Genomic DNA, 23615 nt, shown 5'->3' on the forward strand with positions numbered 1-23615 from the left:
CGCAGCCGCGCCAGCCGGCTTCACGCCGCCGAGCGCCGCGGAAATCGCCGCCGTCGCCGCCGAAGTCAAGGCCGCGCCAGGCGCGCGCCGCGAAGTCGCCGACAAGAAAGACGAACGTCAGCACGCCGCGCCGGCCAAGGAAGAATCGATCCGGATCGACGCCGTCAAGCTGGATGCGCTGCTGGAAGTGGCCGGCGAATCGGTACAGGCCGCCAACCAGGCCGCCGTGCTGCTGGAGCGCCTGATGCAGTTCAAGTTCGAGGGCCAGGCGCAGACGCTGATGTCGACGCTGGCCGAGACGCTGGAACGCGCCTCGCGCTACTCCACCGAACTGCAACGCGCCACGCTGGCGACCCGCATGCAGCCGGTCGGCCGCCTGTTCCAGAAGTTCCCGCGTCTGGTGCGCGAGCTGGCCAAGGATCTGGGCAAGGAAGTCGATCTGAACATCGAAGGTGCGGAGACCGAAGTCGACCGCGTGGTGGTGGATTCGCTGTACGATCCGCTGGTGCACATGCTGCGCAACGCGCTGGACCACGGCGTCGAGACGCCGGAAGAGCGCGCCGCAGTCGGCAAGCCGCTGCGCTCGTTCATCCAGCTGAAAGCGTGGCAGGAAGCCAACAGCGTGATGATCGTGCTGCAGGATGACGGCAAGGGCATGGACCCGGTCAAGCTGCGCCAGATCGCCTTGCGCAAGGGTTTGATTTCGGAATCGGCACAGTTGACCGCCGACGATTGCTATCAACTGGTATTCTTGCCGGGTTTCTCGACCAAGGAAGTGGCGTCCAGCGTCTCTGGCCGCGGCGTCGGCATGGACGTGGTGAAAACCGCCGTGGAGAAAAACCGCGGCGCGATCCACATCGAGTCCGAGCTGGGCAAGGGCACCAAGTTCTCCATCCGCCTGCCGATCGAGCTGTCGATCGTGCCGACCATGCTGGTATCGACCTCGGGCGCCGCACTGGCGCTGCCGATGGCCGTGGTTCAGCGCGTGGTCGAGCTGCCGGAAGTGTTCATGGAAGTCGGCGGCGCCCCGGTGCTGAAAGACCAGGGCCGTCCGCTGCCGGTGCGTTCGCTGGCCGACTCGCTGGGCTACGAAAGCTGCCGCGAGAAGGTGGGTATTGTTGTCTCGGCACCACAGCCGTACATCCTGGCCGTGGAAGCGGTGGATGGCACTGCCGATCTGGTGATCAAGCCGATGACCGCGATTACCGTCGAGGGCATTACCGGCACGGCGCGCTCTGCAGAGGGCGAGCTGGTGCTAGTGGTAGGCCTATCGTTCCTAATGGACGGTTGCAGGGGTAGTGTACGCATGGCGGCTTGATTCACGGATCAAGCCAGAAAAGACCAAAAGCCTGCGTTCACGCAGGCTTTTTTTTCGCAGTAAAGAACACGGGGTCATACCAAGTGGATGGATGGGCAGAAGGCGTCGGGCTCAAGAGGCTGGACAGCGGTGGCTGCTATTGCATTGCACAATATGGCATAATCAAGTTGGATAATAGTAGCAGTAAGCAAAGAACATCATGAAGACGCTTTACGACAAACTCTGGGAATCCCACGTAGTCAAGACCGAGGAAGACGGCACCACCATCCTCTATATTGATCGCCACCTGGTTCACGAAGTGACCAGCCCGCAAGCATTCGACGGCCTGCGCGCCGCCAACCGCCAGCCATGGCGCCTGTCGGCCAACCTGGCCGTGGCCGACCACAACGTGCCGACCACCTCGCGCGCCGACGGCATCGCCGACCCGGTGTCGCGCCTGCAGGTCGAAACGCTGGACAACAACGCCAAGTCCTACGGCCTGACCTACTTCAACATGAACGACAAGCGCCAGGGCATCGTCCACGTGATCGGGCCGGAGCAGGGCGCGACCCTGCCGGGCATGACCGTGGTGTGCGGCGACTCGCACACCTCGACCCACGGCGCATTCGGCGCGCTGGCGCACGGCATCGGCACCTCGGAAGTGGAGCACGTGCTGGCCACCCAGACCCTGCTGCAGAAAAAATCCAAGGCGATGCTGGTGCAGGTCGACGGCGTGTTGCCGGCCGGCGTCACCTCCAAGGACATCGTGCTGGCCATCATCGGCAAGATCGGCACCGCCGGCGGCAATGGCTACTGTATCGAGTTCGGCGGTTCGACCATCCGCGCGCTGTCGATGGAGGGCCGCATGACCGTCTGCAATATGGCGATTGAAGCAGGCGCCCGCGCCGGCATCATCGGCGTCGACGACACCACCATCAACTATGTCAAAGGCCGTCCGTTCTCGCCGGCCGGTCCGCACTGGGACCAGGCCGTGGGCTACTGGCGCACGCTGCACACCGATCCGGGCGCCAAGTTCGACCTGGTGGTGACACTGAACGCCGCCGAGATCAAGCCGCAGGTCACCTGGGGCACTTCGCCGGAAATGGTGCTGCCGGTCGACGGCCGCGTACCGGACCCGGACCTGGAAAAAGACGCCGTCAAGCGCAACGCCATGGAAAAGGCGCTGGTGTACATGAACCTCAAGCCGAACACGGCGATCGAGGACATCCGCATCGACAAGGTCTTCATCGGCTCCTGCACCAACTCGCGCATTGAAGATTTGCGCGCGGCGGCGGCGGTGGTGCGCGGCAAGCAGCGCGCCTCCAACGTCAAGCTGGCGCTGGTGGTGCCGGGCTCCGGCCTGGTCAAAGAGCAAGCCGAACGCGAAGGCCTGGACCGCATCTTCAAGGATGCCGGTTTCGAATGGCGCGAACCGGGCTGCTCGATGTGCCTGGCGATGAACGCCGACCGCCTGGAACCAGGCGAGCGCTGCGCCTCGACTTCCAACCGTAATTTTGAAGGACGCCAAGGCCAGGGCGGACGCACCCATCTGGTGTCTCCCGCCATGGCGGCGGCAGCCGGTATCGCCGGCCATTTTGTTGACGTGCGTGCACTGCACTAACCCCTCTACCCACCGGGAATTATCATGAAAAAACTGATCGCTCTGACCATCCTCGCAATCGCTATCACCGGCTGCAACACCATTGCCGGCATGGGCAAGGATGTGCAGAAAGCCGGCCAGGCGGTGCAGGGCGCTGCCGGGCATTAACGAACCGACGCGCGCCCCGTAGCAAGACGGGGTGGCGTCCCAGGAAGAGCATTATGGAAAAATTTACGATTTACGAAGGTCTGGTCGCGCCGCTGGATCGCGCCAATGTCGACACCGACGCCATCATCCCGAAGCAGTTCCTGAAGTCCATTCACCGTACCGGCTTCGGCCCCAACCTGTTTGACGAGTGGCGCTATCTGGACCACGGCGAGCCGGGCATGGATAACAGCAAACGTCCGCTGAACCCGGACTTCGTGCTGAACGAGCCGCGCTACCAGGGTGCTTCGATCCTGCTGACCCGCAAGAACTTCGGCTGCGGCTCCTCGCGCGAGCACGCGCCGTGGGCGCTGGACCAGTACGGCTTCCGCGCCGTGGTGGCGCCGTCGTTTGCCGACATCTTCTTCAACAACTGTTTCAAGAGCGGCTTGCTGCCCATCGTATTAACTGAAGCGCAGATCGATCATCTGTTCAACGAAGTCAAGGCGTTCCCCGGATACAAACTGGTGGTCGACCTTGAGCAGCAGCGCATTTCCACCAGCAATGGCAGCATCTCCTATCCCTTCGAGATCGACGCCTTCCGCAAATACTGCCTGATGAACGGCCTCGACGATATCGGCCTGACGCTGCGTCACGCCGACACCATCCGTGAATACGAAGCGCGTCATCTGGCAAACCAACCCTGGTTGGCTAACGTCATCTAAAGATAAAAGACATGAAAATCGCAATCCTCCCGGGCGATGGCATCGGCCCGGAAATCGTCACCCAAGCGGTCAAGGTACTGAACGCGCTGGGCGAGCAATTTGAACTGGAAACCGCGCCGGTTGGCGGCGCCGGCTACGAAGCCAGCGGCCATCCGCTGCCGGAAGCCACGCTGCAACTGGCCAAGGACGCCGACGCCGTGCTGTTCGGCGCCGTGGGCGACTGGAAGTACGACACGCTGGACCGCCCGCTGCGTCCTGAGCAGGCGATCCTGGGCCTGCGCAAGAACCTGGGCCTGTTCGGCAACCTGCGTCCGGCCATTCTGTACCCTGAGCTGGCCAACGCCTCGACGCTGAAGCCGGAAATCGTCTCCGGCCTGGACATCCTGATCGTGCGCGAACTGACCGGCGACATCTACTTCGGCCAGCCGCGCGGTGTGCGCGTGTGCCCGGACGGTCCGTTCAAGGGCCAGCGCGAAGGCTTCGACACCATGCGCTATGCGGAAGGCGAAATCCGCCGCATTGCCCACGTGGCGTTCCAGGCTGCGCAAAAGCGCGACAAGCGTTTGACCTCGGTGGACAAGGCCAATGTGCTGGAGACCTTCCAGTTCTGGAAAGACATCGTCACCGACGTGCACAAGGAATATCCGGACGTCGCGCTGGACCACATGTATGTCGACAACGCCGCCATGCAGCTGGTGCGCGCGCCGAAGAAGTTCGACGTCATCGTCACCGGCAATATGTTCGGCGACATCCTGAGCGACGCGGCGGCGATGCTAACCGGTTCGATCGGCATGCTGCCATCGGCTTCGCTGGACGCCAACAACAAGGGCCTGTACGAGCCGTCGCACGGTTCGGCGCCGGACATCGCCGGCAAGGGCATCGCCAATCCGCTGGCGACCATCCTGTCGGCCGCGATGATGCTGCGCTTCTCGCTGAACAAGGTGGAGCAAGCCGACCGCATCGAAAACGCCGTCAAGAAAGTGCTGGCCCAGGGCCTGCGCACCGCCGACATCTACGAAGCCGGCACCACCAAGGTGGGCACGGAAGAGATGGGCAACGCGGTCGTCAAAGCACTCGCATAAAAATTCATAGACAAGGAAGAGCAAAATGAAACTCGTAGGTCTGGTAGGTTGGCGCGGTATGGTGGGTTCGGTCCTGATGCAACGCATGCAGGAAGAGGGCGATTTCGCCCATATCGAGCCGGTGTTCTTCACCACCTCGAATCCGGGCGGTAATGCACCGGCGATGGCCAAGAACGAAACCAAGCTGAAAAGCGCGACCGACATCGACGAACTGAAAAAGTGCGAGATCATCATCTCGTGCCAGGGCGGCGATTACACCACCGAAGTGTTCCCGAAACTGCGCGCAGCCGGCTGGAACGGCTACTGGATCGATGCGGCATCGACCCTGCGCATGGAAAAAGACGCGGTGATCGTGCTGGACCCGGTCAATATGCACGTCATCAAGGACGCGCTGGGCAAGGGCGTGAAAAACTTCATCGGCGGTAACTGCACCGTGTCGTGCATGCTGATCGGTCTGGGCGGTTTGTTCCAGCACGGCCTGGTCGACTGGATGACCTCGATGACGTATCAGGCGGCCTCGGGCGGCGGCGCGCAGCACATGCGTGAACTGCTGACCCAGTTCGGCACCATCAACGGCGCCGTCAAGCCGCAGCTGGACGATCCGGCTTCGGCCATCCTGGAAATCGACCGCCAGGTGCTGGCCACCCAGCATGGCCTGTCGCCGGACGAGATCAAGCAGTTCGGCGCGCCGCTGGCCGGCAACCTGATTCCGTGGATCGACAAGGATCTGGGCAACGGCCAGTCGAAGGAAGAGTGGAAGGCCGGCGCCGAGACCAACAAGATCCTCGGTCTGGGTGCGGACTTCGGTTCCAAGGCGATTCCAGTGGACGGCCTGTGCGTGCGTATCGGCGCCATGCGTTGCCACTCGCAAGCGCTGACCATCAAGCTGAACAAGGATGTGCCGCTGGACGAAATCACCGACATCATCGCTTCGGCCAACCAGTGGGCGAAAGTGGTGCCGAACACGCGTGAAGCGTCGGTCAAGGACCTGTCGCCGGCCGCGGTGACCGGTAGCCTGACGATTCCGGTGGGCCGTCTGCGCAAGATGAGCATGGGTCCGGAGTACCTGTCGGCCTTCACGGTTGGCGATCAACTGCTGTGGGGCGCGGCTGAACCGCTGCGCCGCATGCTGCGCATCGTGCTCGATCAGTAAAATTCACACTGCTGCATCGTTGTAAGAGAAGGGGTTTTTCCTATGTGTTCTCATAGGGGAAATCCCTTTTTGTCGTGTAAAGTGGTGCAAAGCTTGCACGCTCCTGTGCATGATGTTATGTTGATATATCTGGGAAAGTAACATTTTCCAACTGACAACCATAAGAATCGCCCCACTATGCCTGTACAAAATCGCCCCCGCATTGTTTCGTTTGCGTTGAAAACGCTCACCAGCGCTGTTGCTAGCGCGGTGCTAGTGGCCTCCACGGCCAATGCGGCTGGGCTGGGCAAGTTGACGGTGCTATCGTCGCTGGGCCAGCCGCTGCGGGCGGAAATCGAATTGACCTCGGTCTCGGCCGAGGAGGCCAGCGCGCTGGTGGCCAAGCTGGCGCCGGCGGACGCCTTCCGCACTGCCAATATCGACTTCAACCCAGCGCTGAGTTCGCTACGTTTTGAAGTCGAGCCGCGCAATGGCCGGCAGGTCATCAAGGTCAGCTCCAGCCAGGCCATCAACGAGCCGTTCGTCGACATGCTGCTGGAACTGAGCTGGACGGGGGGGCGCATGGTGCGCGAGTACACCTTCCTGCTCGACCCGCCGGATCTGCGCGCCACCCAGGCGCCGCAAGTGACCGCGCCGGTGGATGTCAGCAATCGCACGGGGCAGGCGCCAGCTGCCGCACCAGCGCAAACGCCTGTCGCTGCGCAGCCTGCCGCAACCGCTGCTGCGCCGGCGCGCGCCGAGCCGGCACGGCCACAGCCAGCCGCGAAGCCGGCTGCCAAAGCCGCCGCCGACTACACCGTCAAGCAAGGCGACAACCTGACCCGTATCGCCAACCAGGTCAAGCCGGTGGACGTATCGCTGGACACCATGCTGGTCGCGCTGTACCGCGCCAATCCGGAAGCGTTCGCCGGCAAGAATATGAACCGCCTGAAATCCGGCCAGATCCTGGCCGTGCCGGATGCCGAACAGATCCGCGCTGTCGGCGGTGAAGGCGAAGCACACGGTGTGGTGGTTGCCCACGCGGCCGATTTCAACGCTTACCGCGCCAAGCTGGCCGGTCAGGTCGCCGCCAGTTCGGCCGCCAAGGAAACCGAGCCAAGCAAGATCGCGTCGGGCAAAGTCACCGCCAAGGTGGAAGAGAAACCCAACGCCACCAACACCGCGCAAGACAAGCTGACGCTGTCCAAGGCCACCACCGAGAAACCGCAAGCCGGCAAGACCGGCGTGGCGGCGGAAGAAGACAAGATCGCCAAGCAGAAGCAGGTGGACGAAGCCGCCGCCCGCGTCAAGGAACTGGAAAAGAACGTCAACGACCTGGAAAAGTTGATGGCCTTGAAGAGCAAGACTGCAGCGGATGTGAAGGCGCCTGCCGCCTCTGCTTCAGTGTCTGCCTCCGCAGCGGCCTCTGCTCCGGCTTCGGCCCCGGCCGAAGTCAAACCGAAGCGCACGCTGGTACTGCCGCCGAAGTTCGCCGAGCCGAGCCTGTTCGAAACGCTGATGGACAATATCACCTACGTTGGCCTGGCCGCTGCGGCGGTGCTGGCCGGCGCGCTGGGCATCATGGCCTCGCGCCGCCGCAAAAAATTCGTGGTGCCGCAGGACGAGCCGTCGATTCTCGGCGATACCGCGCTGCCGCCACCGCAGCCGCTGATTGCCGATGCCGGCGGCCAGAGCATCGACACCAACAACAGCGTATTCAATTCGAACTTCGCGCCGTCGGCCAGCCAGCTCGACACCAATGAGGTCGATCCGGTGGCGGAAGCCGACGTCTACATCGCCTATGGCCGCGACGCCCAGGCGGAAGAGATTCTGAAAGAAGCGCTGCGCACCCATCCGGAACGCCATGCGGTGCGCCTGAAGCTGATGGAAATCTACGCCGCCCGCAAGGACGCGCGCGCGTTTGAAACCCAGGCCTCGGAACTGTACGCGCAAACCCGTGGCCAGGGCGACGAGTGGGATCACGCCGCCGCGCTGGGCAAGACGCTCGATCCGTCGAATCCGCTGTACACCGCCGGCAAGGATGAGGGCAGCTTTGCCGCCGCACCGCTGATGGCTGGCGCTGCCGGCGTCGCCGCCGGTGCCGCTGCTGTCGCCGCGTATGAATCGTCGGACTTCAGCAACGACTTCGGTGACACCTTCGGCGCCGAACCGCCGGCCCCTGCGCCTGCCGCCGCGCCATCGCCGCTGGACTTCGACCTGAGCCAGGACGCCGTGCGTTCGGCGCCAATCTCGCACAGCCCGGACTTTGGCGCCGAGTTCGCTGCCGACGACATGGAAACCGCACTGCCGCAAGCAGCCGATGCCGCCATCTCGCCAGCCTCGGTGGCGGCGGAAAACGACAACCTGATGGACTTCGACCTGGGCGGCCTGAGCTTCGAGCCGGTCTCCGCACCGTCGCCGGCGATTGAAATGCCGGCCCCGGCCGCCGAGCCGGAAGCGCCTGCGCCAGCCGACGACATGAGCCTGGACTTCGGCCTCGACCTGCCATCGCCGGCCGCCGCGCCGGTTGCTGCTCCTGCGCCAGCGCCGGAACCACGCGACCTGACCACCGTCGATCCGCTCGACCTGGACCTGGCTGGTTTCGATATCCCGGAAGTGCGCGCCTTCACCGAGCCGCCAAAAGAACCGGCGCCGCTGGACTTCGACGCCACCCTGGACCTGCCGCCTGACGTGGAAACCATCACGCCGGCCCCGGCCCCGGCAACGCCGGAATTCGACCTGTCGAACATCGACCTGGACCTGGGCAGCTTCAACAACGACACCGCCGCCCCGGCCACCGCCGCATCCAGCAATGAACCGCTGTCGGCGATGCAGATGGAGATGGACACCAAGCTGGATCTGGCAGTCGCTTATCAGGAAATTGGCGACAAGGAAGGCGCGCGCGAGCTGCTGGACGAGGTGCTGCGCGGCGGCAGCGACGAGCAAGTCGCCAAGGCCAACGCCATGAAGGCCCAGCTGGGATAAAAGCCGGGCGTTATATAATGGCTGACTCAGACATTTAGATTGGGCAGCAATTGAAACGGATCGCAATCGGGCTCCAGTACGACGGCCAGGCCTGGCAGGGTTATCAGAAGCAGGTCCACGGCCTCACCGTGCAGGACAAGCTGGAACATGCGCTGCTGGAGTTCACCAAAGTGCCGATGGCAACCACTTGCGCCGGCCGCACCGACGCCGGCGTGCACGCCAGCGAACAGGTGGTGCATTTCGATACCGATCTGGACCGCGTGCCGTATGCCTGGCTGCGCGGCATCAACGCCTTTTTGCCGCCGTCCATCGCCGTGCGCTGGGTCAAGGAGTTGGACGGCGATCCAGGCGTCCTCGATTTCTTCCACGCCCGTTTCAGCGCCCAGGCGCGCACCTATCACTACGTGCTGTACAACAATCCCACGCGTTCGCCGCTGCTGGTCGGCCGGGCCGGTTTCTATCATCGCCCGCTGGACGTCGAGCGCATGCAGGCGGCGGTCGCGCCCTTGCTGGGCTGGCACGACTTCACCACCTTCCGCGCCGCGCAATGCCAGGCCAAGTCGCCGGTCAAGCTGATGCACGACATCCAGATCCGCCGCCATGGCGAGCTGATCGTGTTTACCTTGAAAGCCAACGCCTTCCTGCACCACATGGTGCGCAACCTGGTGGGCTCGCTGGTCTACATCGGCCAGGGCCGCGAAGAGGTCAGCTGGCTGGGCGAGTTGCTGGAATCGAAAAATCGCGGGCTGGCCGCGCCGACTTTCATGCCGGACGGCCTGTACCTGGCGAAAATCGACTACGATGAAAAGTGGGCACTGCCGCAGGAAACCACCAGCGTGCTGCCCTGGTTTTAAAGGATGAGCATGCGCACCCGTATCAAGATCTGCGGCCTGACCCGCGAAGAAGATGTGCAAGCCGTGGTGGCTGCCGGCGCCGATGCGATCGGCTTCGTGTTCTATCCGAAAAGCCCGCGCTACGTCACGCCCGAGCGCGCCGCCGAACTGATCCGCAGCGTGCCGCCGTTTATCACCAGCGTCGGCCTGTTCGTCAACGCCACGCCGGACGAGGTGGCAGCCACTGTGCGCGTCGCGCCGTTGTCGTTAATTCAATTGCATGGCGACGAAACCGTGGACCAGGCGGCTGCCATCGCGGCGGCGGCGGGGCGGCAGTACATGAAAGTGTTCCGCGTCAAACCTGACACGGCCCCGGATGAACTGCTAGAATACGAGCAGGCAAACCGCGCCGCCAGTCCCTTGTTCACCAGCCTGTTGCTGGATACCTATGTGGACGCCTACGGGGGCGCAGGAAAGGGTTTTGATTGGTCTCTCATTCCAAAAGATCTCGCGCCTCGGGTCGTTTTAAGTGGTGGCTTGAGCGTACACAACGCGACTGACGCGGTGGCCGGTGTACGTCCCTACGCTGTCGACATCAGTTCTGGTGTCGAGGCGGCCAAGGGAATCAAGGATGCCCGCAAGATCGCCGACTTTGTCGCGGCGGTGCGGGCCGGAGATGCCATTTTAGAAAGCCAAGCCCATCATGAATCCCCAAGCGAAGCCGCTGTTCCACGCTAAAGAATACGATTTGCCCAACGCCAAAGGTCACTTTGGCCCTTACGGCGGCAGTTTTGTCGCCGAAACCCTGACCTATGCGCTGGCCGAGCTCAACGAAGCCTATGCGCGCTACAGCCAGGACCCTGAATTCCTCGAAGAGTTCCGCTACGAGCTGAAGCACTTTGTCGGCCGCCCGTCGCCGATTTATCACGCCAAGCGCTGGTCCGGGATGGCCGGCGGCGCGCAGATTTACTTCAAGCGCGAAGACCTGAACCACACCGGCGCGCACAAGATCAACAACGTGATCGGCCAGGCATTGCTGGCCAAGCGCATGGGCAAGCCGCGCATCATCGCCGAGACCGGCGCCGGCCAGCATGGCGTGGCCACCGCGACCATCTGCGCGCGCTTCGGCCTGGAGTGCGTGGTCTACATGGGCAGCGAAGACGTCAAGCGCCAGGCGCAGAATGTCTATCGCATGAAGCTGCTGGGGGCGACGGTTGTTCCGGTCGAGTCCGGCTCCAAGACCCTGAAAGACGCGCTCAACGAAGCGATGCGCGACTGGGTCACCAATATTGAAAACACCTTCTACATCATCGGCACCGTGGCCGGTCCGCACCCGTATCCGATGCTGGTGCGCGACTTCCAGTCGGTGATCGGCGAGGAGTGCCTGGTGCAGATGCCGGAAATGACCGGCCGCCAGCCCGACTATGTGGTGGCTTGCATCGGTGGCGGTTCCAACGCCATGGGCATCTTCTACCCGTACATCGATGAGAAGAATACCAAGCTGGTTGGCGTGGAAGCGGCGGGCGAGGGGCTGGACGGCGACAAGCATGCGGCGTCGCTGACCAAGGGCTATCCGGGCGTGCTGCACGGTAACCGCACCTATCTGCTGCAGGACGAGAACGGTCAGATCATCGAGACGCATTCGGTGTCGGCCGGGCTGGATTATCCGGGCGTCGGCCCGGAGCATGCTTACCTGAAGGATAGCGGCCGTGCCGAGTATGTCTCGATCACGGACGATGAGGCGCTGCAGGCCTTCCATGATTGCTGTCACATCGAGGGCATCATTCCGGCGCTGGAGTCGTCGCACGCTTTGGCCTACGCGGCCAAGTTGGCGGCCACGCTGCCGAAAGATAAGATTGTTTTGGCCAACCTGTCGGGCCGCGGTGACAAGGACATGCATACGGTCGCAGAGCGTATGGGTCTGAACTTCAACTAAGGAAACCGACAATGTCCAAAATCGCAGCAACCTTCAGCGCTTTGAAAGCGCAAAACAAGACCGCGCTGGTGACCTTCATCACTGCCGGCGATCCTGGCAAGGAATCCACCGTGCCGCTGATGCACGCCCTGGTGGCCGGCGGCGCCGACATCATCGAGCTGGGCGTGCCGTTTTCCGATCCGATGGCCGAAGGCCCGGTGATCCAGCGTGCCTGCGAGCGGGCGCTGGCCAACGGCGTCGGCATCAGGGATGTGTTTGATTACGTGGCCGAGTTCCGCAAGACCAACCAGACCACGCCGGTGGTGCTGATGGGTTACGCCAACCCGATCGAGCGCATCGGCGCTGCCGAGTTTATCGCGCGTTCGACGGCGGTGGGGGCGGATGGCGCGATTGTGGTCGACTATCCGCCGGAAGAGTGTGAAGAGTTCGCCGCCGCCATGCGCGCGGCCGGGCTGGACCTGATCTTCCTGCTGGCGCCGACCTCGACCGAGCAGCGCATCGAGCAGGTGGCCAAGGTCGGTGGCGGCTTCAGCTACTATGTTTCGCTGAAAGGCGTGACGGGCGCCGGCAATATCGACGTGGCCGATGTGGCGCAGCGGCTGACGGCGATCCGCAAGCACGTCAAGTTGCCGATCGGCGTAGGTTTCGGCATCCGCGACGGCGCCACCGCGCGCGCCGTGGCCGAGGTGGCGGATGCGGTCGTCATCGGCAGCCGCATCATCCAGGAAATCGAAGCCGCCGGCAAAGACGGCGCAGTGGCCGCCGTACAAGCCTTCACCACCGCCATCCGCACCGCCCTCGACGCGTAATGCGTTCGCAAGGGGCGCCGTCATGGTACCCCTTGAAATATCTTCAATATTGGCTATATTGAAATAGTGTCTCTTCAATAGTGTATTTCCTCTAAAGTTCGACAGGTCTGCGAGAAACGGCTACACTTCGGCCCACGAGTAAGCTGCAAGGAGAATTTATGAGTTGGTTGGAAAAACTGCTGCCCCCCCGAATCCAGCGTTCCGACGCTGCCGCGCGCAAGACCATGCCGGAAGGCCTGTGGGTCAAATGCCCATCGTGCGAAGCCGTCCTGTACCGCACCGACCTGGAATCCAACCTGCACGTCTGCCCGAAATGCGACCACCACATGCGCATTCGCGCCCGCGAACGCCTCGATAGCCTGTTCGACGCCGGCGGCCGCTACGAAATCGGCATGGACACGCTGCCAGTCGATACGCTGAAGTTTAAGGACAGCAAGAAATACCCGGACCGCCTCAAGCAAGCCATGGAAGCCACCGGCGAGACCGATGCGCTGATCGTCATGGGCGGCTCCATCATGAGCCTGCCGGTTGTGGTGGCGTGCTTCGAATTCGAATTCATGGGCGGCTCGATGGGCTCCGTCGTGGGCGAGCGCTTCGTGCGCGGCGCGCAACAGGCGCTGGAACAGAAAGTGCCGTTCATTTGCATCACCGCCACCGGCGGCGCCCGCATGCAGGAAGGTTTGCTGTCGCTGATGCAGATGGCCAAGACCACCGCCATGCTGACCAAGTTGTCGGAAAAGAAACTGCCGTTCATCAGCGTGTTGACCGACCCGACCATGGGCGGCGTGTCGGCCTCGTTCGCCTTCATGGGCGACGTGGTCATCGCTGAGCCGAAAGCGCTGATCGGCTTCGCCGGCCCGCGCGTGATCGAGAACACCGTGCGCGAGAAACTGCCGGAAGGCTTCCAGCGCGCCGAGTTCCTGGTGACCAAAGGCGCGGTGGACATGATCGTCGACCGCCGCAAGATGCGCGAAGAAATCGCCCGTCTGCTGGCCTTGCTGCAAAATCAACCTGTGGAAGTGCTAGCCTAAAAAACGGCCCGGCCTACACACCACGGCGCGCAATCGGATATCATCCGGCCTGCGCGCCGTTTTCATTTCAGAGTCCCATCATGTCGAACCTCCCAACTACTTTGCCCGCCTGGCTTGCGCTGCTTGAATCGCGCCATGCCGAAACCGTCATCAACATGGGCCTGGACCGCGTTCTCGCCGTCAAGGAACGCCTGCAACTGAGCTTCAGTTGCCCGGTCATCATGGTGGCCGGCACCAACGGCAAGGGCTCGACCTGCTCGATGCTGGAATCGATACTGCTGCGCGCCGGCTACAAGGTCGGCCTGTACATCAAGCCGCATTTCCTCGATTTCAACGAGCGCGCCCGCGTCAACGGCGAGCTGGCCAGCGATGAAGTGCTGGTGGCCGCCTTCACTGAGGTCGAAGCCGCCCGCGGCGACACCACGCTGACCTACTTCGAATTCACCACGCTGGCCATCATGAAGCTGCTGTCGCAAGCCGGCATGGACGTGGTGATCCTGGAAGTGGGCCTGGGCGGCCGCCTGGACGCGGTCAACATCGTCGATGCGGATGTCTCCATCGTCACCAGCGTCGATATCGACCACACCGACTACCTGGGCGACACCCGCGAGAAGATCGGCTTCGAGAAAGCCGGCATCTTCCGCACCGGAAAAACCGCGATCTGCTCCGATCCGGTGCCGCCGCAATCGCTGATCGACCACGCCGAAGCCATCGGCGCCGACCTGTGGCTGATGGGCCGCGATTTCAATTATTCCGGCGACAAGCAGCAGTGGAGCTATGGCGGCCGCAACCAGCGCCGCAATTCGCTGGCTTACCCAAGCCTGCGCGGCGCCAATCAGATTCTCAATGCCTGCGCCGCACTGGCCGCGCTGGAAGCGCTGAAGCTGGAATTGCCGGTCGGCGCGCAGGAAGTGCGCACCGGGCTGGTCACGGTGGAACTGCCGGGCCGCTTCCAGGTGCTGCCGGGCCGTCCGACCACCATCCTCGACGTCGCCCACAATCCGCACGCCGCCGCCGCGCTGAACCAGAACCTCGGCAACATGGGCTTCCACCGCTACACCTACGCCGTGTTCGGCTCGATGCAGGACAAGGATATCGACGGCGTGATCGCGGCCATGTCCGAACACGTCGATCACTGGTGCCTGGCGACGCTGCCGTCGCCGCGTTCGGCCAGTGCCGCCGAGCTGGCCGCCAAGGTGCTGGTAGTGCAGCCGGAACGCGACGAACGCACCATCAATGTGTTCGATGATCCTGCTGCCGCGTACGCAAATGCCGTCAGCCGGGCCGGTGAGGATGATAGAATTGTGGTCTTTGGATCGTTCCTGACCGTGGCCGGTGTCATGGCGGCGCGAAAATCCTCACTCCACTGAACGCACAGGACTGAAATCACGCATGGGCTTGTTCTCGAAATCCGGTAAAAACAAGCAAGACGCTGGCCAGGACAGCGGCTATTACACCAGCGCAGATGACCAGGCGGCAACCGAGCGCGCCCGCTCCAAGCGCGCCTCGTCGGCCGATGGTCCCAAGCGCCGCTCGCGCGACCGCGAAGAGGATGATCCGGTATTGCCGGAAAAGAAACGCGCGCGCCGCCGTCTGGTTGGCGCCATCATGCTGGCGCTGGGCGTCGCGGTCGGCCTGCCGATGCTGCTCGATTCCGAGCCGAAGCAGCTGGCGTCCGATATCGAAATCAAAATCCCCTCCAAGGACAAGCCGGTAGCTGAAGCCGCGCCTGCGCCTGCCGCCACCGTGCCGGCCAACGCCGCGCTGGACAGCCGGGAAGAAATCGTCGAGGACGTGAAGCCGGCCGCCAAGCCAGCCGCCGCAGCCGTAGCCGCCGCCGCGCCGGTGGTCGCCGCCGTCGACACCACCAAACAGGACGCCGCCAGGCTGGAAGCGAAGGCCAAGGCGGACGCCCGCGCTGAAATCATGGCCAAGGCACAGGCTGAGCGCGAGCTGAAGGCCCGCCAGGACGCCGACTACAAGCAGGAACAGGAACGCAAACTGGCCGAGGCCAAGGCCGAAGCCAAGCTCAAGGCCGACAAGGATGCCGAACGCAAGCTGGCCGAAGCCAAAGCCGCCAAGGCCGCCGAAGCCAAGCCGGCCGCCGCACCGTCCAAGTCGGACGACGCCCGCGCGCTGGCCATCCTGGAAGGCAAGGGCGCCGCCCCTGCTGCCGAGGGCGGCCAGAAATTCGTGCTGCAAGTGGCCGCACTAAGCGACCAGGGCAAGGCGGACGAACTGCGCGCCAAACTGAAAAACGCTGGCATCAGCTCGTTCACGCAGAAAACGCCGTCGGGCATCACCCGCGTGCGTGTCGGCCCGTTCAGCAGCAAGGAAGAGGCCGAGAAGGTCAAGGCCAAGCTGACCAGCATGGGCCTGGACGGCCGCCTGGAAACCGTCTGACGTGACGCTCTTCGACTACCTGGTGATCTTCGTGCTGGCCACGTCGGTCATCATTGGTCTGGTGCGCGGACTGGTGAAGGAAGTGCTGTCGCTGCTGAGCTGGATCGTGGCGTTCGTGGTGGCCAATGCCTACGCCGCGCCGCTGGCGCAGATGCTGCCGGCGGCGGTGCCGGGCGAGGTGTTGCGGCTGATCGTTGCCTTTATCGCACTGTTTATCGGTGCACGGATTTTAATGAGCCTGTTGTCGCTGGCGCTGGACGCCTTGCTCGACGCGGGCGGCCTGAGCTTCATCGACCGCGTGCTAGGCGCCGCGTTCGGTATTGCCCGTGGGCTTGTAATTGTGCTGGCCGCCGTCATCTTGAGTGGGATGACCTCGCTGCCACAACAGGATTTTTGGAAGCATGCGATGTTGAGTCCTTACGCGGAAGAAGGCGTACGGATGGCCAAACCCTATCTTCCCGCTGCCATCGCGCAGCATGTAAATTTTTGAATTCTTTAAATCTGCGTTTTTAAATCTGTAGTCCAGTCCAGGAGCACCATCATGTGTGGCATTGTCGGCGTCGTTTCCCATCAACCTGTCAACCAAATGCTGTATGACGCCTTGCTGCTGTTGCAGCATCGCGGTCAGGATGCGGCAGGTATCGCGACCAATCACAGCAGCATGTTCGCCATGCACAAGGCCAATGGCCTGGTGCGCGACGTTTTCCGTACCCGTAATATGCGTACGCTGCAAGGCAACTCCGGTATCGGCCACTGCCGCTACCCAACCGCCGGCTCGTCGAGCGAGGAAGAGGCGCAACCGTTCTACGTCAATGCCCCGTTCGGCATCACGCTGGCCCACAACGGCAACCTGACCAACTGGGAACAGCTCAAAAAAGAGATGTTCGAGAATGATCGCCGCCACATCAACACCGATTCCGATTCGGAAGTGCTGCTGAACGTGCTGGCGCACGAAATCGAAAAAGCCACGGTCGGCATCTCGATCGACGCCGAGACCATCTTCAACGCCGTGACCGTGCTGCACCGCCGCGTGCGTGGTGGCTATGCTGCCGTGGCGCAAATCGCCGGTGTCGGCCTGCTGGCGTTCCGCGATCCGTTCGGCATCCGTCCGCTGTGCCTGGGCATCAACGAAGGCCCGGATGGCGTGGAATACCTGATCGCCTCCGAATCCGTGGCACTGGAAGGCATGGGCTTCCGCTTCGTGCGCGACATCGCGCCGGGCGAAGCCGTCTTCATCGACAACGACAAGAAGCTGCATGCGCGTCAGTGCGCCGACAATCCATCGCTGAACCCATGCGTGTTCGAGTTCGTCTATCTGGCCCGTCCGGATTCGGTGATCGACGGCGCCTCGGTGTACGCCACCCGTTTGAAAATGGGCGAGTACCTGGCCGAGAAGATCAAGCGTGAACTGAAAGACATGAAGATCGATGTCGTCATGCCGATTCCGGATTCGTCGCGTCCTGCGGCGATCCAGCTGGCGCTGGCGCTGAACGTGGAATACCGCGAAGGCTTCATCAAGAACCGTTACATCGGCCGTACCTTCATCATGCCGGGTCAGGCTGCGCGCAAGAAATCCGTGCGCCAGAAGCTGAACGCCATTCCGGCTGAATTCAAGGACAAGGTTGTGCTGCTGGTCGATGACTCGATCGTGCGCGGCACTACCAGCCGCGAAATCGTGCAGATGGCGCGCGACTCCGGCGCCACCAAGGTGATCTTCGCTTCGGCCGCGCCACCGGTGATCTACCCGAACGTGTACGGCATCGACATGCCGACCCGCGACGAGCTGATCGCCCACGGCCGCACGGTGGAAGAAGTCTGCCGCGAAATCACCGCCGACGCCCTGGTGTACCAGGACATCGATGCGCTGAAACGGGCGATTTCGGACGTTAATCCGGCGCTGACCAGCTTCGAGGCATCGTGCTTCGACGGCGTCTACGTGACCGGCGACGTGACCCGCGAGTATCTGGATAAACTGGAATACGAGCGTCACCACCCGACCAAGGCCGCCGCGCCGGAAGATGCTGGCCGTTCGCAGCTGAACCTGAACTTGGCAGCCAGCGAAGCGTAACCATGAGCGACAAGAAGAACTACGGCTTCACCACCACCATCCTGCACGGCGACCGCCAGAAGGGCATCGAGCACGGTTCGTTGCACAAGCCGATTCATACCTCGGTGGCTTTCGGCTACGCCGATGCGCGCCAACTGGCGTCGGTCTTCCAGGGCAAGGAACCGGGCTTCCGCTACGGCCGCCAGGGCAACCCGACCATCTCTGCCTTGGAAGAAAAGGTCAACAAGATGGAGCAGGGCGTGGGCACCATCTGCTTCGCCACCGGCATGGGCGCGATTGGCGCCGTGGTGCAGGCGCTGCTGCGCACGGGTGATCATGTGGTGTCGTCGGCCTTCTTGTTCGGTAACACCAACAGCCTGTGGCAGACCGCCATGAGCCAGGGCATCGGCGTGTCCTTCGTGGACGCGACCGATGTGGCGAATGTGGAAGCGGCCATCACCGAAAACACCCGGGTGGTGTTCGTCGAGACCATCGCCAATCCGCGCACGCAAGTGGCGGACCTGAAGCGCATCGGCGAACTGTGCCAGGCGCGCGGCATCCTGTACGTGGTGGACAACACCATGACCACGCCCTACCTGTTCCTGCCGAAAGCGGTGGGGGCCGGCCTGGTGGTCAACGCGCTGACCAAGTCGATCGGCGGCCACGGCAACGCGCTGGGCGGCAGCTTGACCGATACCGGCGCCTACGACTGGACCCGCTTCCCGAATATCTACGAGAACTACAAGAAAGCCGCGCCGCTGCAATGGGGCCTGGCACAGATCCGCGCCAAGGCGCTGCGCGACTTCGGCTCCTCGCTGGCGCCGGACGCTGCGCACCACATCGCGGTCGGCGCCGAAACGCTGGCCTTGCGCATGCAGCGCACCACCGCCAACGCGCTGGCGCTGGCCGAGTTGCTGGAGAAGGATGAGCGCGTCGCGGCCGTCTACTATCCGGGCCTGAAGTCGCACCCGCAGCACGCCATCAGTTCGGAACTGTTCCGCGCGCACGGCTCGCTGCTGAGCTTTGAGCTGAAAGACGGCCTGGATTGCTTCGACTTCCTCAACCGCCTGAAGCTGGCGATTCCGGCATCCAATCTGGGCGACAACCGCACGCTGATCATCCCGGTGGCGCACACCATCTTCTACGAGATGGGCGCCGAGCGCCGCGCCTCGATGGGCATTGCCGAATCGCTGATCCGCGTCTCGGTCGGCATCGAAGACACCGCCGATCTGCTGGACGACTTCTGCACCGCACTGGAAGGTTGCTGATCACCCGGGCCGGGTGTTGCGGTTTTGTCGCAACGTTGCGAACCTGATACTAAATTAATGCGATGTCAAAATCCTTGAGGTACACTGGATTTTGCTGTTTCGATAATTAAATCAGGGGTTGAGATGAAAACACGTCAATTGCTGGGCCTGGGGTTTGTACTGTTCTGTGGCGCTGCCGTAGCGGATGAGCTGGCGGATGCCGACCGCTTCGTGGCGGCCAAGGAGTACGCGCGCGCATTGCCGATCTACGCCAAGCTGGCGGCCAGCGGCAACGCCGTGGCGCAATTCCATCTGGGTGAACTGTACTGGTATGGCGAGGGCACGCCGGCCGACACGGCCAAAGCCGATGAGCTGTTCCGCAAAGCCGCCGATGCCGGTGTCACGGACGCGCGCCAGGCCTTGCAGCTGACGCCGCAGCGCGCCGCCAACCGCGCCAAGATCGATTACTACGTCAAGCAGTACGACGGCGCCGATGTCCGCCTGAACAAGTTCAATTGCGTCAAGCCGGCCATTCCGGTGCTCTCCACCACGGCGGAAGAAATCAAGAAAGTGACTGCTGGCATCGACGGCTGGCAGAATTGCTACAAGGGCTTTGTCAGCAACCTGACCACCTTGCTGCCGGTCGGCAAAGCCATTCCGGCCGATTTGCAGAACGTGATGACGGACGAGGAAATTACCGCTGCCGTAGCGCGCCTGGACAAGGCGTATGCGGCTGCCGCAGGCGACGCCAAGGTGGAAGCGGATGCGATGCTGGCGGCGCAGGACGCGTGGCGTGAACGGACCAACAGCCATGTGGTCAGCGCCAACGCCAAGACGGCGTCCGACCTGGCGCTGATGCGCGCGCAAGATGAGAAGGTGCGCGCGATGAATCGCGACAAGGGTGTGGGCTTCACTTCGCCCACGCCGGGCGCGCGCTAATAGAATAGCGACGCCGCAAGTAAAACAGCCCGCAACTGCGGGCTGTTTTGTTTTTTAGTGCCAGGTGCGCATCAAGCCGACCGCCAGGCCTTCCAGCGCAAACTCGTCCGCTTCCGGATCGACGGTGATGATCTTGAAGTCCGGATTTTCCGGCAGTAGCTCGATCAGCCCGCCGGTCTTGCGGTAGCGCTTGACCGTGACGTCGTTGCCGATGCGGGCGACGACGATCTGGCCATTCTTGGCGCTGTCGACTTTTTTCACGGCCAGCAGGTCGCCATCCATGATGCCGGCGTCGCGCATCGATTCCCCGCGTACCTTCAGCAAGTAGTCCGGCTTGGCGGCAAACATGGCCGGGTCGACGTTGTAGTTGGTTTCCAGGTTTTCTTGCGCCAGGATCGGCGAGCCGGCGGCCACGCGGCCGATCAGCGGCAGCGACATCATCAGCGCGGCCGGGATTTTCGACGCGGCCGGTTCGGCATGCACGCCCAGCAGGCGGATGCCGCGCGAGGTGCCGGCAGCGATTTCAATCGCACCCTTGCGGGCCAGCGCCTGCAAGTGTTCCTCGGCGGCGTTGGCGGACTTGAAGCCCAGTTCATTGGCGATCTCGGCGCGCGTCGGTGGGAAACCGGTGTTTTCGATCGCGTCCTTGATCAGATTCAGGATTTGTTCCTGGCGGGCGGTGAGCTTAAGCATGGGGTACGGTGAGCCTGTGTATATAGACAGTCTGTATTTTTGTACAGTATGCCTTGAAATGCAAGGGAATTTGTTGCCTCGTACGAAATAAATTCACTTGCCACGCCAGGTGGTGGCTCCCTCTGCCAGCGTCACCAGCGACTCGCTGCGCTTGCCGTTGCGCTCGACGATCACGCGTGCGGTCGGCGTCGAGGCCGTGCGCGGCGCCAGTTGCAGCGTGATGGCGCCGCTGCGGGTGTCGATGTCGGCGCTGTCGATCTTGCCGGCTGCCAGCGTGATCCAGGTGCGCGTCGAGGCGACGAACAGGCGGCTGCGGGCGCTGTCCCTGGGCGTGACGTGCAGCGTGGCGCCATCATTGCGCAGGTTGGCGCCGAAGGCCAGCCAGCCGAACACCGGATCGTTGAGCACGTAGGTGGCGGTAGCGTAGGCGTGGCCGTAGAAGCCCATGCCGTAGTCGCCGCTGTAGGCGTCCCAGCGCATCATGTCCGGCCAGGCGTGGAAGGCGGCCGAGGCAAAGCCTTGCGGATCGATATTGGTGATGCCGCCCAGCAGGCCGCCATACGCCACGCGCAGCAGGTGCAGGTCGGACGGGTTGGCGCGGTAGGCGGCAAACAGCGGCACCGCGTTCAGCGTCGAGCCGTAGTGGTGCAATTGGCGCTCGATGCGGCGCGTCTTGCCGCCATACAGGAAGTCCCAGTAGCGGCGGGCGTTGCCGTTGTAGCCCCAGCTGGGCAGTGTCGGGTCGTAGCCGAGGATCACTTCGCGCGTGATGTCGGCCTGCTTCTGGTAGCCGAAGTAGCGCATCCATGCGTAGACCTCGGCCTGGCCGGTCGAGTCCCACGCCATTTCGCTGCCGAACGGGTAGGCCAGCGAACGCCAGTGGTCGGCGCGCTGCTTCATCAGGCGTTCCATGTTGGCGGCTTCGGCTTGCAGGCCTTCGCGTTGCAGGTCTTGCAGGATGTCGACGAAGACGTCGCCTTCCATCAGGCCGAACTGCGCGTACTCGGGCGCGTCGCGTTCCATCGCCACCACGGTCTGGTAGGCGTGTTGCAGATACCAGCGCCAGTCGTGCGCAGTGACCAGGCCGCTGTGGTTGCGCGCAAGGCGGTACAGCACCCAGTGGCCGATCGCCACGTGCGGATAGTTGTAGGCGCGGCCGAGGTCGCCGGCGTCCTTCTTGTTCCACGAGGTCCAGGTCTTCCAGTCTTGCGTGGCATCGTAATAGGCAGGGAAGGCTTGCGGATCGTAGTAGAACAGGCTCTTGCGCACCGCGCCGGCTTGCGGGCCGTCGGCTACTTGCAGCTTGCCGACGACGGTCTCGTTGACCAGGCGTTCCAGCTTGGCCACTTCGACCGCGTCCGGGTTGTCGAGCTGCTTCATGATGGCCGCCACCCAGCTGCCGGCGCCGCCTTCGTCGCTCATGCCGGAAATCCACACGCGGGTGTCGTCGGTGACGATGCGTTTGGCGTCGTTGTCGTAGGTCAGGATGGCCGGCGCGCGCTGGAAGGGATCGGTCTTGTCATCGAACCATTGCTGCGTGGTGCTGAAGCGGCCGAGGTCGGCCACGGCCTGTTCCAGCGGCTTGGTGATGAAATAGCTGATGGTCTGCACGCTGTGGTCGGCGTAGGTGATGTTCAGGCGCGCCGGTCCCCAGCCCTGGCTCTTGATGGTGTAGCGCAGCCAGCCTTTGGCGGTGGCGCTGGCCGGTGCTGCGGCTGGCGTGGCAGTCAGCGCGCCGGCCGGTTCAGCGTCGATGCGCGCTATCTTTTGCGGGCTGTGCAGGAACAGTGTGGCGTCCAGGTCGGTCGGCACCACGTAGCCGGGAATGCCGATCGCCACCGGCCGCTGTTGCGCCACCAGCGTCTGCTCGATGGCGCGGATGGTCGGCGCGGTGACGAAACGGACGCCAATCTCGCGCCGTTCGCCCGCTTGCAGCGTCAGGCTGGTGGGCGTGTTCCACTGCTGGCCGGCGTTTTTCCAGTCGGTTTCCGCGTAGGCCTTGCTGGTCACGGTCCAGTCGTAAAAGCCTTCGGCGGTCTGCGCGCGCTTGCTGTTGTCCTCGATCGGACGCCAGGCTTCCAGCGGCGTGTGACCGTCCGGCAGCACCAGCAGCGCCGGGCCCTGGCCGTTGAGGCGCGTCACCTGCACGTAGCCGGCGTCGCGGCCGATGTAGGGATCGGCGAAGCTGGCGCTGGCGTGGGCCTGCTCCAGCGTGCGGTCGGTGATGATGTTATCGAACACCATCGGCATGCCGAGGCCGCCAATCTCCACCGGCTGGGCCGAGCGGTTGATCAGCGTGAAGCGCAGCACCAGCGCGCCTTTATCGTTGAGCCAGCGTCGTTCCACTATCAGCGGCAGTCCGCCGCCAAAGGTGGCGCTGATGTCGGCGGCGGCCAGCGCGCGGCCGGCCGGCAGCACGCGCACCGGTTTTCGATCTTTGGACGACGAATATTCCTGCCAGGCGCCGTCGCCGCTGCGCAGCCGCAGGTTGAGGTCGCCGATGTGGGCGTAGCCGTTGCCGCGCCGTTCCTGTCCCCGCGTGCCGGGCGTGAAATCGAAGCTGGGATCGCTGACCGGCGTCAGCCGCGCCAGCGTTTGCGTGTCGGCGCGCAGGGCCAGCAGCAGTTGCGGCGTGCTATAGGCGCGGTCGGCGGCAGCAGCGGGCAGGACGATAAGGGCGGCAAGCAGGGCAGGGTAGAAATTCATCGGCAC

The 23615-nt window shown here is 63.3% G+C and carries 20 protein-coding genes; 18 read left to right on the forward strand and 2 right to left on the reverse strand.

The features are described 5' to 3' along the window. The 18 genes from GTP69_RS02920 to GTP69_RS03005 form a co-directional block, all read left to right on the forward strand. On the forward strand, positions 1–1318 hold a 1318-nt coding region (locus tag GTP69_RS02920; RefSeq protein WP_229260796.1), incomplete at its 5' end, for a chemotaxis protein CheA. A gap of 196 nt (positions 1319–1514) precedes the next feature. Next, positions 1515–2918, forward strand: a complete 1404-nt coding sequence (gene leuC, locus GTP69_RS02925) for a 3-isopropylmalate dehydratase large subunit (RefSeq protein WP_161053854.1) — start codon at positions 1515–1517, stop codon at positions 2916–2918. 24 nt (positions 2919–2942) lie between these two features. After that, complete coding sequence (locus GTP69_RS02930; RefSeq protein WP_110844547.1) at positions 2943–3065, forward strand: entericidin A/B family lipoprotein; 123 nt, start codon at positions 2943–2945, stop codon at positions 3063–3065. 53 nt (positions 3066–3118) lie between these two features. Next, positions 3119–3766: a 3-isopropylmalate dehydratase small subunit gene (gene leuD, locus GTP69_RS02935; RefSeq protein WP_110844546.1), complete on the forward strand. Its 648-nt coding sequence runs from the start codon at positions 3119–3121 to the stop codon at positions 3764–3766. 11 nt (positions 3767–3777) lie between these two features. Continuing rightward, a complete protein-coding gene (leuB, locus tag GTP69_RS02940; protein ID WP_161053498.1) occupies positions 3778–4848 on the forward strand; it encodes a 3-isopropylmalate dehydrogenase in 1071 nt (356 codons plus the stop codon). Positions 4849–4873: 25 nt separating this feature from the next. Then, complete coding sequence (asd, locus tag GTP69_RS02945) at positions 4874–6001, forward strand: aspartate-semialdehyde dehydrogenase (RefSeq protein WP_161053499.1); 1128 nt, start codon at positions 4874–4876, stop codon at positions 5999–6001. 177 nt (positions 6002–6178) lie between these two features. Beyond that, a complete protein-coding gene (locus GTP69_RS02950) occupies positions 6179–8965 on the forward strand; it encodes a motility hub landmark protein FimV (RefSeq protein ID WP_161053500.1) in 2787 nt (928 codons plus the stop codon). 50 nt (positions 8966–9015) lie between these two features. Continuing rightward, entirely contained in the window at positions 9016–9819 is an 804-nt protein-coding gene (gene truA / locus GTP69_RS02955; protein WP_161053501.1) for a tRNA pseudouridine(38-40) synthase TruA, read from the forward strand. A 3-nt stretch (positions 9820–9822) separates the two neighbouring features. Then, on the forward strand, positions 9823–10536 hold the full coding sequence (locus GTP69_RS02960) for a phosphoribosylanthranilate isomerase (RefSeq protein ID WP_161053502.1): 714 nt from the start codon (positions 9823–9825) through the stop codon (positions 10534–10536). Beyond that, complete coding sequence (gene trpB / locus GTP69_RS02965) at positions 10502–11734, forward strand: tryptophan synthase subunit beta (RefSeq protein ID WP_161053503.1); 1233 nt, start codon at positions 10502–10504, stop codon at positions 11732–11734. Before GTP69_RS02960 ends, trpB begins: the two co-directional genes overlap by 35 nt. 11 nt (positions 11735–11745) lie before the next feature. Further along, positions 11746–12543: a tryptophan synthase subunit alpha gene (gene trpA / locus GTP69_RS02970; RefSeq protein WP_161053504.1), complete on the forward strand. Its 798-nt coding sequence runs from the start codon at positions 11746–11748 to the stop codon at positions 12541–12543. Positions 12544–12701: 158 nt separating this feature from the next. Next, a complete protein-coding gene (accD, locus tag GTP69_RS02975; RefSeq protein WP_110844538.1) occupies positions 12702–13574 on the forward strand; it encodes an acetyl-CoA carboxylase, carboxyltransferase subunit beta in 873 nt (290 codons plus the stop codon). 80 nt (positions 13575–13654) lie between these two features. Further along, on the forward strand, positions 13655–14944 hold the full coding sequence (gene folC / locus GTP69_RS02980; RefSeq protein WP_161053505.1) for a bifunctional tetrahydrofolate synthase/dihydrofolate synthase: 1290 nt from the start codon (positions 13655–13657) through the stop codon (positions 14942–14944). A 22-nt stretch (positions 14945–14966) separates the two neighbouring features. Further along, positions 14967–15977, forward strand: a complete 1011-nt coding sequence (locus GTP69_RS02985) for an SPOR domain-containing protein (protein WP_161053506.1) — start codon at positions 14967–14969, stop codon at positions 15975–15977. A gap of 1 nt (position 15978) precedes the next feature. Then, a complete protein-coding gene (locus GTP69_RS02990; RefSeq protein WP_161053507.1) occupies positions 15979–16467 on the forward strand; it encodes a CvpA family protein in 489 nt (162 codons plus the stop codon). A gap of 51 nt (positions 16468–16518) precedes the next feature. Then, the gene (gene purF, locus GTP69_RS02995) at positions 16519–18045 is read left to right on the forward strand and encodes an amidophosphoribosyltransferase (protein ID WP_161053508.1); all 1527 of its coding nucleotides are present in this window, start codon (positions 16519–16521) and stop codon (positions 18043–18045) included. Positions 18046–18047: 2 nt separating this feature from the next. Beyond that, positions 18048–19292, forward strand: a complete 1245-nt coding sequence (locus GTP69_RS03000; RefSeq protein WP_161053509.1) for a cystathionine gamma-synthase family protein — start codon at positions 18048–18050, stop codon at positions 19290–19292. A gap of 123 nt (positions 19293–19415) precedes the next feature. Then, positions 19416–20210 carry a tetratricopeptide repeat protein gene (locus tag GTP69_RS03005; RefSeq protein ID WP_161053510.1) on the forward strand — a complete coding sequence of 265 codons (795 nt, stop codon included), beginning with the start codon at positions 19416–19418 and terminating at the stop codon, positions 20208–20210. 54 nt (positions 20211–20264) lie between these two features. Here the strand turns inward: GTP69_RS03005 and lexA are convergent, their stop codons facing one another. Both lexA and GTP69_RS03015 read right to left on the reverse strand, forming a co-directional pair. Continuing rightward, a complete protein-coding gene (lexA, locus tag GTP69_RS03010; RefSeq protein WP_110844531.1) occupies positions 20265–20903 on the reverse strand; it encodes a transcriptional repressor LexA in 639 nt (212 codons plus the stop codon). 93 nt (positions 20904–20996) lie between these two features. After that, positions 20997–23609: a DUF5695 domain-containing protein gene (locus tag GTP69_RS03015; RefSeq protein WP_202424281.1), complete on the reverse strand. Its 2613-nt coding sequence runs from the start codon at positions 23607–23609 to the stop codon at positions 20997–20999. Between the last annotated feature and the right edge of the window lie 6 nt (positions 23610–23615).

It is taken from the genome of Duganella levis (assembly GCF_009857605.1).
GTDB classification, from domain to species: domain Bacteria; phylum Pseudomonadota; class Gammaproteobacteria; order Burkholderiales; family Burkholderiaceae_D; genus Rugamonas; species Rugamonas levis.